The organism is Nocardioides ferulae (genome assembly GCF_003660455.1).
Taxonomy (GTDB): domain Bacteria; phylum Actinomycetota; class Actinomycetes; order Propionibacteriales; family Nocardioidaceae; genus Nocardioides; species Nocardioides ferulae.
Window position 1 is genome coordinate 1 of the sequence record NZ_QZVR01000031.1, and the last position, 11,990, is coordinate 11,990.

Here is an 11,990-nt window from a genome sequence, read left to right on the forward strand (position 1 = left end):
CTCAGCAATCGGGAAGGCCGCACCCATCACCAGGTTGGACAACCTGGCTGGGCATCACAGCTAGGCCTCGACCGGCTCGGGGCGTAGGAGCTCCGGGTTCGGGGTACCCGGGGGCGCATGGGGACGGGAACGCCCGACCTCCTGGGCGGACGGTACGAGCTCGCTGAGCTGCTCGGTGCGGGGGGCACCGGGTCGGTGCGGCGGGCCCGCGACACCGTGCTGGGCCGGGAGGTCGCCGTCAAGGAGCTGCAGCCGGGACAGGACGCGACGATGCGCGCCCGGCTGCAGGCCGAGGCGCGCCTCGCCGGCTCGCTGCACCACCCCGGCATCGCCCAGGTCTACGACTTCGGCGAGGAGCCCGCGGCCACCCCCGGCGCCGACCCGACGCCGTACATCGTCATGCAGTACGTCGAGGGCACCTCGCTCTCGCAGCTGCTGCGCGAGCGGGGCACCCTGCCGCCCGGCCAGGTGATGGGCATCGTCGCGCAGGTGGCCGGGGCGTTGCAGGTCGCCCACGACCACGGCATCGTGCACCGCGACCTCAAGCCCGGCAACGTCATCATCACCCCCGCGGGGCGCGCGGTGCTGGTCGACTTCGGCATCGCCCGCACGCTGGAGTCCGAGCCGCTGACCGTCACCGGCACGATCGTCGGCACGGTGGACTACATCAGTCCCGAGCAGAGTCGGGGGCACGGCGCCTCCCCCCGGTCCGACCTCTACTCGCTCGGACTGGTCGCCTACGAGGCACTCACCGGCCGCAAGCCGTTCCGTCGTGAGAACCAGCTCGCGACCGCCCTCGCCCATCTCAACGACGAGGCGCCGGGGCTCGGGGAGGAGATTCCGGCCGGCGTACGGGAGCTGATCGAGGACCTCACCCGCAAGGACCCCGACGAGCGGCCGCAGACGGCTGCGGTCGTCGCGGCCCGCGCCACCGAGCTCTCCGCCGACCCCGTCGTCGGCGCCGCCCCGGGGCCCGGAGGCCGGCCGTCGGTCCCGGTGGTGGCGAGCGCCACCGGCGAGCTGCCCAGGAGCAGGCCGCGCGGGAGCGCGGCGGGGTCCACGCTCTGGTGGCGGCGCCCGTCCCGGCTGCTGGCCGCGGGACTGGTCGCGCTGGCGTTGGTCGTCGCCGGGGTGGTCTTCGTGGTCGGCTCTCCGGACGCCACGACGGTGCCGGACGTGCGCGGGCTGCCCGCCTCGGCGGCCGCGGCCACCTTGGTCGACGCCGAGCTCGGGGTCCGCCAGGAGGAGGTCGACGAGCCCGGTGCGGGGCAGGGCACCGTGCTCGCCCAGGACCCGGGGCCGGGCACCTCGGCCGGCGGGGACACCGTCGTCGTGCTCCAGGTGGCCTCCGGCCAGGTGCGGCTGCGTGCCCGGTCGGTGCTGGGGCGCAGCTACCGGCGCGCCGCCTCGACGCTGGCCGACCTGGGCCTGGTCCCGGACCGCGAGGAGGTCGCCCGCGAGGGGGCCGAGGGGCAGGTTGTCCAGGTCGGCCCGGTGGGCCGGCTCCCGGTCGGCAGCACGGTGACGCTGACGGTGTCGGTGCCGCCGGACGACGACGACGTCACCGGCGCCGTCGGGGACGCCCCGGCCGAGGAGACCGGTGGCGCCGACGGCACCACCCGGACGAGCGCCGGATCCGGAGGCGGAGCGGGTGGGGGCTCGGGGGGAGCGACCGGCGGGCCGGGCAACGGCAACGGCAAGGCCAAGGGCTGGTCCAAGGGTGGCGGGCCGAGGAACGGCCGAGGTCGCTAGCGACCGGCCAGGGCCAGGGCGGTGGTGACCAGGAACTCCCGCACCTGGTCGGGGGAGATCCTCCCGACCGTGGGCACGCCGGGTGACTCCTCCTTGACCAGGATGCCGACCCGGGCGAGCTGGAGCGCCCCGAGGCCGCTCGCGTAGAGGGTGTTGGCCAGCAGGACCGGGTCGTCGACGTCCAGCTCGCCCGCGGTGCCGCCGTCCTCGAGCACCCCGGTCAGCAGGGTCAGGCAGGCAGAGATCGCCCGCCCCAGCCGGAACAGCGCGCTCTCGGAGATCTCGTCGAGCAGCTCGGGGCCGCTGCGCCGCATCAGGGTCTGGGCGCAGTCCACGAACGCCGGGTGCTCCACGCCGTAGTCGGCGAACGCGCCGACCAGGGCGGCGAGGCGATCGCGTGCGCCGCCGGGGCCGGCGGCCGCGTCGGCGAGCGCCTCCCGCAGCTCGTCGAGGTAGCCGACGAGCGTGAGCGCGAACAGCTCCTCCTTGCCGGAGAAGTGCCGGTAGACGATGGCCCGGTTGATCCCGACGGCCCGGGCGATGTCGTCGATCTGAGCATCGCGGACGCCGCGCTCGTCGAACAGCGCCCGGGTGGCGGCGATGATCTCTGCCTCGCGGGCCCGGCGCCGGGCCGCCGCGGCCGTGCGCCGTCCGTCGGTCTGCGGGGCTCGCCGTGGCGTCGTGGTCATGGCCGCATCGTAGCGATGTTGCAACACCGAGTTGCACGACTGTGACGGGATCGTCGGTGCGGGCGACGAGCCGCCCGGTGGGTGGGGGCGGACGGCCGGCCGGCCACGGCCCGGCCACTGGTAGGGTCGGGTCGGCTCCTCGAGTCGACCGACATCCTTTAACGATCCGTCCCGTGAGGCGGAGAAGGAGGTAGGCGTGCCTTCGCATGCCCAACACCCCCCGGTGATGACCAGCTCGGTGACCACCCCCCTGGCCGATCCGGCCCGCTCGCGCCCCCGGCCCGCCCTGCTGGTCCTCGAGGACGGCCGGGCCTTCCGCGGCGAGGCCTTCGGCGCCGAGGGTGAGACGTTCGGCGAGGCGGTCTTCAACACCGGCATGACCGGCTACCAGGAGACGCTCACCGACCCGTCCTACCACCGCCAGGTGGTCGTGATGACCGCCCCGCACATCGGCAACACCGGCGTCAACGACGAGGATGCCGAGTCACGCCGGATCTGGGTCGCCGGCTACGTCGTGCGCGACCCCGCCCGGGTCCCCTCCAACTGGCGCTCACGGCGCCCCCTCGACGAGGAGCTGCGCGAGCAGGGCGTCGTCGGCATCAGCGGCGTCGACACCCGCGCGCTGACCCGCCACCTGCGCGAGCGCGGGGCGATGCGGGTCGGCATCTCCACGGTCGAGACCGACCCCGAGGCGCTGCTCGACCGGGTCCGCGGGTCGGCCCAGATGGTCGGGCTCGAGCTCGCCGACGAGGTCACCACCAGCGAGGCCTACGTGGTGCCCGCCCGGCCCGGCGAGTGGGGGGAGAAGCGGTTCACCGTGGCCGCGCTCGACCTCGGCATCAAGTCGATGACCCCGGCCCGGATGGCCGAGCGCGGCATCGAGGTGCACGTGCTGCCCGCCACCGCCACGCTCGACGACGTGCTCGCCGTCGGCGACGGCGCCGGGCCCGACGGGCTGTTCTACTCCAACGGCCCGGGCGACCCCGCCGCCACCACCCACCAGATCGAGCTGCTCCAGGCCGCCCTCGAGCGGGGGGTGCCCTACTTCGGCATCTGCTTCGGCAACCAGCTCTTCGGCCGGGCGCTGGGCCTGGGCACCTACAAGCTCACCTACGGCCACCGCGGCATCAACCAGCCGGTGATGGACCGCACCACCGGCAAGGTCGAGGTCACCGCGCACAACCACGGGTTCGCCGTCGCCTGGCCCGAGGGCGTGCCGCTGGACCACCCGGTCCAGACCCCCTACGGCAGCGCCGTGGTCAGCCACGTCTGCCTCAACGACGACGTCGTCGAGGGCCTGGAGCTGAGGGCCCCCGACTCCGAGGGCGGCGGGCTGCTGAGCTTCTCGGTGCAGTACCACCCGGAGGCGGCCGCCGGGCCGCACGACGCGGCGTACCTCTTCGACCGCTTCGTCACGCTGATGGCCGACAGGAAGGGTGCCTGACATGCCCAAGCGCACCGACATCTCATCGGTCCTGGTCATCGGCTCCGGGCCGATCGTGATCGGCCAGGCCGCGGAGTTCGACTACTCCGGCACCCAGGCGTGCCGGGTGCTGCGCGAGGAGGGCCTGCGGGTCATCCTGGTCAACTCCAACCCGGCCACGATCATGACCGACCCCGAGTTCGCCGACGCCACCTACGTCGAGCCGATCACGCCCGAGTTCGTGGAGAAGGTGATCGCCAAGGAACGCCCCGACGCGCTGCTGGCGACGCTGGGTGGCCAGACCGCCCTGAACGCCGCGATGGCGCTCGCCGAGAACGGCGTGCTGGAGAAGTACGACGTCGAGCTGATCGGCGCCAGCATCGAGGCGATCGACCGCGGCGAGAACCGCCAGGTGTTCAAGAGGATCGTCGAGGACCTCGGCGGCGAGTGCGCCCGCTCGGCGATCTGCCACTCCATGGACGACTGCCTGGCCGCCGCCGACGAGCTCGGCTACCCGGTGGTCGTGCGCCCCTCGTTCACGATGGGCGGCACCGGCTCGGGCATGGCCTACGACGAGACCGACCTGCGCCGCATCGCCGGCGCGGGACTCGACGCCAGCCCGACCACCGAGGTGCTCCTGGAGGAGTCGATCCTCGGCTGGAAGGAGTACGAGCTGGAGGTGATGCGCGACAAGGCCGACAACGTCGTCATCGTCTGCAGCATCGAGAACCTCGACCCGATGGGCGTGCACACCGGCGACTCGATCACCGTCGCCCCGGCGATGACGCTCACCGACCGCGAGTACCAGTCGATGCGCGACCTCGCGATCGGCATCATCCGCTCGGTCGGCGTCGACACCGGCGGCTGCAACATCCAGTACGCCGTGAACCCGCGCGACGGCCGGCTGATCGTGATCGAGATGAACCCGCGGGTCTCGCGCTCGAGCGCCCTCGCCTCCAAGGCCACCGGGTTCCCCATCGCGAAGATCGCGGCGAAGGTCGCGATCGGCTACACCCTCGACGAGGTGGCCAACGACATCACCGTGCGCCCCGACGGGCAGAGCACCCCGGCCAGCTTCGAGCCGACGCTCGACTACGTCGTGGTGAAGGTGCCGAAGTTCGCGTTCGAGAAGTTCCCCGGCTCCGACCCGACGCTGACCACCCACATGAAGTCGGTGGGCGAGGCGATGGCGATCGGCCGCAACTTCACCGAGGCGCTGCAGAAGGCGCTGCGCTCGATCGAGAGCCACGAGGCGGTCTTCGACTGGAGCCACCAGTGGGTCGAGCTCGACAAGGCAGCGCTGCTGGAGGAGATCCGCACTCCCCACGACGGCCGGCTGAAGAAGGTCATGGACGCCCTGCGCGCGGGGGCCACCGCGGAGGAGATCTTCGAGGCGACCGCGATCGACCCCTGGTTCGTCGACCAGATCTCGCTGATCAACGAGGTCGCCCTGGAGGTGCTCGAGGCGCCCGAGCTGACCGCCGACGTGCTGCGCCGGGCGAAGCGGCACGGCTTCTCCGACTACCAGATCGGCAAGCTGCGCAACCTCACACCGGCGGTGGTGCGCGGGGTCCGGCACGCGCTCGGCATCCGGCCGGTCTACAAGACCGTCGACACCTGCGCCGCCGAGTTCGCGGCGGTCACGCCCTACCACTACAGCTCCTACGACGAGGAGTCCGAGGTGGCGCCGCGGGAGCGGCCGGCGGTGCTGATCCTCGGGTCGGGCCCCAACCGCATCGGGCAGGGCATCGAGTTCGACTACTCCTGCGTGCACGCCTCGATCGCGCTCAGCGAGGCCGGCTACGAGACCGTGATGGTCAACTGCAACCCCGAGACCGTCTCCACCGACTACGACACCTCCGACCGGCTCTACTTCGAGCCGCTCACGCTGGAGGACGTGCTCGAGGTCTTCCACGCCGAGAGCCTGGCGGGCCCGGTCGCCGGGGTGATCTGCCAGCTCGGCGGCCAGACCCCGCTCTCCCTGGCCCAGGGCCTGGAGGACGCCGGCGTGCCGATCGTCGGCACCTCGCCGGCGGCGATCCACCTCGCGGAGGAGCGCGGCGCGTTCGGCCGGGTGCTGCACGAGGCCAAGCTGACCGCCCCCAAGCACGGCATGGCCACCAGCTTCGACGACGCGCTGGAGATCGCCCACGAGATCGGCTACCCGGTGCTGGTGCGCCCCTCCTACGTGCTGGGCGGCCGGGGCATGGAGATCGTCTACAGCGACGACGCGCTCCAGGCCTACATCCAGCGCGCCACCCAGGTCACCCCGGAGCACCCGGTGCTGGTCGACCGCTTCATCGACGACGCGGTCGAGATCGACGTCGACGCGCTCTTCGACGGCGAGGAGCTCTTCCTCGGCGGCGTGATGGAGCACATCGAGGAGGCCGGCATCCACTCCGGCGACTCGGCCTGCGCCCTCCCGCCGATCACGCTCGGTGCCGGCGAGATCGCCCGCATCCGCGCCGCCACGGAGGCGATCGCGAAGGGCGTCGGCGTGCGGGGCCTGATCAACATCCAGTTCGCGCTCGGCGCCGACGTGCTCTACGTGATCGAGGCCAACCCGCGGGCCAGCCGGACCGTCCCGTTCGTGTCGAAGGCGACCGCGACGCCGCTGGCGAACGCGGCCGCCCGGATCATGCTCGGCGAGTCGATCGCCAGCCTGCGCGGGCTCGGGGTGCTCCCGGCCGAGGGTGACGGCGGCACCCTGCCCGGCGACCACCCGATCGCGGTCAAGGAGGCGGTGATGCCGTTCAACCGGTTCCGCACCCCCGACGGCCGCCAGGTCGACACCGTGCTCGGGCCGGAGATGAAGTCGACCGGCGAGGTGATGGGCTTCCACGCCGACTTCGGCAGCGCCTACGCCAAGGCCCAGACGGCGGCGTTCGGCTCGCTGCCCACCGAGGGGCGGGTCTTCGTCAGCGTCGCCAACCGCGACAAGCGCAACATGGTGTTCCCGGTGAAGGTGCTCGCCGAGCACGGGTTCGAGATCCTGGCCACCCAGGGCACCGCCGAGGTGCTGCGCCGCAACGGGGTGCAGGCCGAGGTCGTGCGCAAGCACTTCGAGGGGCCGGGCCCGAACGGCGAGAAGGAGATCGTGCAGACGATCCTCGACGGCGAGGTCGACCTGGTGATCAACACCCCGCACGGCTCGACCAGCGGGCCGGCGGTGCGTCTGGACGGCTACGAGATCCGCACCGCGGCGGTGCGCGCGAACATCCCGAGCATCACCACCACCCAGGGGCTCTGGGCGGCGGTGCAGGGCATCGAGGCGCTGCGCCGAGGCGACATCGGGGTGCGCAGCCTGCAGGAGTGGGCCGCGCTCACCGGCCGCGCCCTCGACCGGCACGGTGACGGCGACGGGCAGGCCGGGTGACGGCCTACACCCGGCTCTTCGACACGGTCTTCACCCGGATCGACCCGGAGCGGGCGCACCATGCCGGCTTCCGGGCGATCCGGGCGGCCGGCCCCGCGTTGAGTGCGCTGGGCCGGTTCGACCGGCTGCGACCCGAGCCGGTCGAGGCGATGGGGCTGACCTTCGCCCACCCCCTCGGCCTGGCCGCCGGGTTCGACAAGAACGCGGTGGGCATCGACGCGCTCGGCGCACTCGGCTTCGGCCACGTCGAGATCGGCACGGTCACCGGTGAGGCCCAGCCGGGCAACCCGCGCCCGCGGCTGTTCCGGCTCCCGGCCGACCGGGCGATCGTGAACCGGATGGGCTTCAACAACGACGGCGCCGAGGCGGTGGCGGCCCGGTTGGCGCGGCGCGGCCGGCGTCTGGGCCGGTTCGACGACCGGGGCGGCCCGGTGCTCGGCGTCAACATCGGCAAGACCAAGGTGGTGCCGGAGGACGACGAGGCCGCCGTCCTCGCCGACTACACCAAGAGCGCCGGCCTGCTCGCCCCCTTCGCCGACTACCTGGTGGTCAACGTCAGCTCGCCGAACACGCCGGGGCTGCGCACCCTGCAGGCCGTCGAGCGGCTCGACCCGCTGCTGCGGGCGGTACGCCGCACCGCCGACGCGGTGGTCACCGGTCGCCGGGTGCCGCTGCTGGTGAAGATCGCCCCCGACCTGGCCGACGACGACGTGCTCGCCGTCGCCGACCTGGCGACCGCGCTCGGCCTGGACGGCATCATCGCCACCAACACCACGATCAGCCGCGACGGCCTGCGCACCCCGCCCGACCGGGTGGCGGCGGTGGGCGCGGGCGGGCTCTCGGGGCCACCGGTCGCCGCCCGGTCTCTCGCGGTGCTGCGGCTGCTCCGCGGGCGCGTCGGTCCCGGCCTGACGCTGGTCTCGGTCGGCGGCCTCACCACGGTCGACGACGCCCGGGAACGACTCGCCGCCGGCGCGACCCTGCTGCAGGCCTACACCGCGTTCGTCTACGAAGGGCCGGGCTGGCCACGGCGGCTGGTCGCCGGTCTCCCGGGAGACCCGCGGAGCCGATGACCGGGCCGGCGAGAGGGGCGATCCACGTCGACGGTGAGGTGCTGGCCACCAAGCGGGTCGGCGCGTTCACCCACCTCACCATCGTCGCCCCCGGTGTCGGCGAGCGGTTCCGCCCGGGCACGTTCGTGACGGTCCGCCCCGACGACCGGGCCCGGCCGGCGCCCCGGCCCTTCTGGGTGCACCGGGTGCGGCCGGTGGGCGGCCACGCGGCCGCCCTGCAGCTCGTGGTCGAGCCCCGTGGCGCCGGGAGCCGCTGGCTGGCCGGACTCCCGGTCGGCGCGAGGGTGCCGATCACCGGGCCGCTGGGCCGCGCGTTCGCACTGCCCAAGGAGCAGGTGCCCTGCCTGCTCGTGGGGGAGGGCTACGCCGCGGCGCCGCTGTTCCCGCTCGCCGAGCGGCTCCGCGAGCGCGGCTGCCCGGTCAGCCTGGTCCTGGCCGCCCCCGACGAGCCGCGGCTGCTCTCGGCGCTGGAGGCCCGCCGCTCGGCCCGCGCCGTGACCGTGGTCACCGCCGACGGCTCGGTCGGCGTGCGCGGAGCCGTGGCCGACGTGCTCCCCGACGCGCTCGCGAGGTCCGAGGCGGCCGTCGTCTACGCCACCGGCACGACCGCAACGCTGCACGCGGCGGCCGCGGCGGCCGAGGCACACGGAGCCTGGAGCCAGACCGCGGTCGAGCAGCCGCTGGCCTGCGCGACCGGCCTGTGTCACGGCTGTCCGGTGCCGGTCGTAGCCGAGAACGGCAGCCCGCGCAGCGCCCGGGCCTGCTACGACGGACCGGTCCTCCGCGGCGACCGGGTGCGCTGGCACGACCTCGAGGCCGGGCTCCCGTGAGCGCGGCACCGACGACCCTCGCCGGGATGCCGCTGCCCTCGCCGGTGCTGGTCGCGGCCGGCTGCGGCGGCACCGGCCGCGAGCTCGCGGCGTACGTCGACCTGGCCGCGCTCGGCGGCTTCGTCACCCGCTCCATCTCCCTCGACCCACGCCCGGGGGCGGCCGCGCCCCGGGTGGTCGAGTCGCCGTCGGGCCTGGTCCACGCCACCGGCTTCCCGAACCCGGGCGTGCAGGGGTTCCTGGCCACCGAGCTGCCGTGGCTGGTCCAGCAGGGCGCCCGCGTCGTGGTCTCGATGGTGGCCGGCTCGCTGGGCGAGTACGCCGAGCTGGCGCGGCGGCTCGGCACCGCCCCCGGCCTCGCCGCGGTCGAGGTCAACCTCGGGCCCGCCGACGGGGCCGGCCCGGGGGTGCTCGACGTGCGGGAGCCGGTGCACACCGGCCACGTGGTCGCCGCGGTGCGCCGTGAGCTGCCCGACGGCGTCGCCGTGCTCGCCAAGGTGCGCCCCGACCCGCTGCGCGTGGTCGAGTCGGCCCGAGCGGTCACCGATGCCGGAGCGGCGGCGGTCGTCGTCGGCGGTCCGCTCGCCGCCGCACTGCCCGACGGCCGTCCGGCGGGGCTCGGCGGTCCGGCGGTGGGCCCGGTGGTGGCCCGGTGCGTGGCCGAGGTGTGCGCCGGCCTGGACCGGGCGGCGGTCGTCGCCGGCGGCGGTGTCGCCACCGCCGACCAGGCGCGCCGGCTGCTCGACCTCGGCGCGGTCGCGGTGCAGGTCGGCACGGCCCAGCTGCACGACCCCACGACGCTGGCGAGGCTGGTCGCCGCGCTGGATCCGACCCCCGACCCGGACACCCCAGGAGGACCCCCGTGAGCCCCATCCCGTTCGGCACCCGGCTGCACGCCGCGATCGCGGCCCGCGGCCAGCTCTGCGTCGGCATCGACCCGCACGCGGGATTGCTCCACGACTGGGGTCTCGGTGACGACGTCGCCGGGCTGGAGCGGTTCGCGCTCACCGCCACCGAGGCGATCGCCCCGCACGCCGGCGTGGTGAAGCCCCAGTCGGCGTTCTACGAGCGGTTCGGCAGCCGCGGGGTCGCGGTCCTCGAGCGGGTCGTGGCGACCGCCCGCGAGGCCGGGGCGCTGGTGCTGCTCGACGTCAAGCGCGGCGACATCGGCTCCACCTCGCAGGCCTACGCCGACGCCTACCTCGACCCGGCCTCCCCGCTCGCCGCCGACGCCGTCACCGCCAGCCCGTTCCTCGGCTTCGGCTCCCTCGACCCGATGGTCGAGACCGCCCGCCGGCACGGTGCCGGACTCTTCGTACTCGCGCTGACCTCCAACAAGGAGGGCCCCGAGGTGCAGCACGCGGTGGCCGCCGACGGCCGCAGCGTCGCCGGCACCATGCTCGACCACCTCCGGGCGCTGAACGACGGCGCGACGCCGCTCGGCTCGTTCGGCCCGGTCGTGGGCGCCACCATCGGCGCCACGGGGGAGGACCTCGACGTCAACGGCCCGATCCTGGCGCCGGGCTTCGGGGCCCAGGGCGGCACCGCGGCCGACCTGCGCCGCATCTTCAAGGCGGCGGCCCGCTCGGTGCTGCCCAGCTCCTCGCGCGACGTGCTGCGCCTCGGGCCCGACCCGCGCGCGCTGGCCGACGCGGTGCGGCGTACCAACGACGAGATCGCCCGGGTGCTCGGCTCGTGAGGCGCGGCCGGGCCACCGCGCTGGTGTGCGGGATGCTGCTGTCGACGGTGCTGGTGGCCGGCTGCTCCGACGACCCCGCCGAGAGCTACTGCGAGGCCCTGGAGGAGCGGCAGCAGCGGCTGTCGGAGATCGTGGGCGAGGGCGGGCCCACCGCGCTGATCGAGGCGCTCGGTCTGTTCCGTGAGCTCGAGGAGCGCGCCCCCTCCGACCTCGCCGACGAGTGGGCGCTGCTGGTGCGGCGGATCGAGGTGCTCGAGGAGGCTCTCGACGACGCCGGTGTCGACCCCGCGACCTACGACGCGCAGGATCCGCCGGCCGGGATCGAGCCGGCCGAGCGGGCCGCGATCGCGGCCGCCGCCCGCGAGCTGGCCAGCGAGGCGACCCTGGCCGCCCTGGCGGGCATCGAGCAGCAGGCCCGCGACGTCTGCAAGACCCAGCTCACGCTCTGAACCGGGCCCACCCGGCGTCACTCCCGCCGGGTCTCCCCGACGGCGTCGAGACGGCGCCGCTGCTGCCGCGCGGCACCGGCGTCGAGCCCCTGGCCGCGCTGCTCGAGACGGTCGATGACGCGCTCCCGGTGCTCGCGCGGCTTGTGGTCGTCGTACTTGAACTTCGCGTCGACCCCGAGCACCTCGAGGCGTACGCCGCGGAGGCCGGGCAGCATCCGGGCGTAGGGACCCTGGTCGGCTGCGATCTCGCCGTAGCGGCCCTCGGGCTGCAGGTCCGCGAGCTGCGCGGCGAGCAGGGCCGCCTTCTCGGCCGGGTCGTCGACGATCGTCGGGCGGCAGCGGAACTGCACCGCGGTGTAGTAGCTGGTGGCCACCCCGTCGGTCTCGACGCCGTCGGGTCGGGCCCGCCAGTGCGTCGGCACGTAGGCGTAGTCCCCGACCATGGCCAGACGGACCTCGGTGGCGGCCGCGAGGTGCGGCCACACCGGGTTGGGGCGGGCGAGGTGGAGCAGCAGCTCACCGCTGCCGCCGCCACCGGGTCCGTCGGCCACGGTGAAGTGGGTGGGGATCACGAAGGGGGCCTGCGCAGGGTCGAGGTTGTTGACCGCGAGCACACCGAACCGGTCGGTGCCGGCCACCCAGGCCTGCCACTCCGCGGGCTCGAGCGCCGCGTCCCAGGGTTGGATGAACATCTCGTCG

At 74.3% G+C, this 11,990-nt stretch carries 10 protein-coding genes; 8 read left to right on the top strand and 2 right to left on the bottom strand.

What is annotated here, in order from left to right; genetic code table 11:
• Positions 1-117 precede the first annotated feature (117 nt).
• Positions 118-1,752: a protein kinase domain-containing protein gene (locus tag D6B71_RS21150; protein ID WP_121258794.1), complete on the top strand. Its 1,635-nt coding sequence runs from the start codon at positions 118-120 to the stop codon at positions 1,750-1,752.
• Here D6B71_RS21150 and D6B71_RS21155 read toward each other — a convergent pair.
• Positions 1,749-2,441, bottom strand: a complete 693-nt coding sequence (locus D6B71_RS21155; RefSeq protein WP_121258795.1) for a TetR/AcrR family transcriptional regulator — start codon at positions 2,439-2,441, stop codon at positions 1,749-1,751. The two genes, D6B71_RS21150 and D6B71_RS21155, sit on opposite strands and share 4 nt — an antisense overlap.
• Before the next feature lie 226 nt (positions 2,442-2,667).
• Between D6B71_RS21155 and carA the strand changes: the two genes are divergently transcribed.
• From carA to D6B71_RS21190, 7 genes are read left to right on the top strand one after another with little or no spacing between them, the layout of a single operon-like run.
• Positions 2,668-3,885, top strand: a complete 1,218-nt coding sequence (carA, locus tag D6B71_RS21160) for a glutamine-hydrolyzing carbamoyl-phosphate synthase small subunit (protein ID WP_121258845.1) — start codon at positions 2,668-2,670, stop codon at positions 3,883-3,885.
• A 1-nt stretch (position 3,886) separates the two neighbouring features.
• Positions 3,887-7,240: a carbamoyl-phosphate synthase large subunit gene (carB, locus tag D6B71_RS21165; protein ID WP_121258796.1), complete on the top strand. Its 3,354-nt coding sequence runs from the start codon at positions 3,887-3,889 to the stop codon at positions 7,238-7,240.
• Positions 7,237-8,313 (top strand): quinone-dependent dihydroorotate dehydrogenase, encoded by a 1,077-nt coding sequence (locus D6B71_RS21170; protein WP_121258797.1) that lies wholly within the window; start codon positions 7,237-7,239, stop codon positions 8,311-8,313. Before carB ends, D6B71_RS21170 begins: the two co-directional genes overlap by 4 nt.
• Entirely contained in the window at positions 8,310-9,143 is an 834-nt protein-coding gene (locus D6B71_RS21175) for an iron-sulfur cluster-binding protein (RefSeq protein WP_121258798.1), read from the top strand. Before D6B71_RS21170 ends, D6B71_RS21175 begins: the two co-directional genes overlap by 4 nt.
• On the top strand, positions 9,140-10,009 hold the full coding sequence (locus D6B71_RS21180; protein ID WP_121258799.1) for a tRNA-dihydrouridine synthase: 870 nt from the start codon (positions 9,140-9,142) through the stop codon (positions 10,007-10,009). Before D6B71_RS21175 ends, D6B71_RS21180 begins: the two co-directional genes overlap by 4 nt.
• A gap of 5 nt (positions 10,010-10,014) precedes the next feature.
• Positions 10,015-10,842 (top strand): orotidine-5'-phosphate decarboxylase, encoded by an 828-nt coding sequence (gene pyrF, locus D6B71_RS21185; RefSeq protein WP_240641629.1) that lies wholly within the window; start codon positions 10,015-10,017, stop codon positions 10,840-10,842.
• On the top strand, positions 10,839-11,291 hold the full coding sequence (locus D6B71_RS21190; RefSeq protein ID WP_121258801.1) for a hypothetical protein: 453 nt from the start codon (positions 10,839-10,841) through the stop codon (positions 11,289-11,291). The genes pyrF and D6B71_RS21190 overlap by 4 nt, the downstream gene beginning before the upstream one ends.
• Positions 11,292-11,308: 17 nt before the next feature.
• On the opposite strand, the gene D6B71_RS21195 is transcribed toward D6B71_RS21190, so the two are convergent.
• Positions 11,309-11,983 carry an FMN-binding negative transcriptional regulator gene (locus D6B71_RS21195; RefSeq protein WP_121258802.1) on the bottom strand — a complete coding sequence of 225 codons (675 nt, stop codon included), beginning with the start codon at positions 11,981-11,983 and terminating at the stop codon, positions 11,309-11,311.
• Positions 11,984-11,990: the final 7 nt, after the last annotated feature.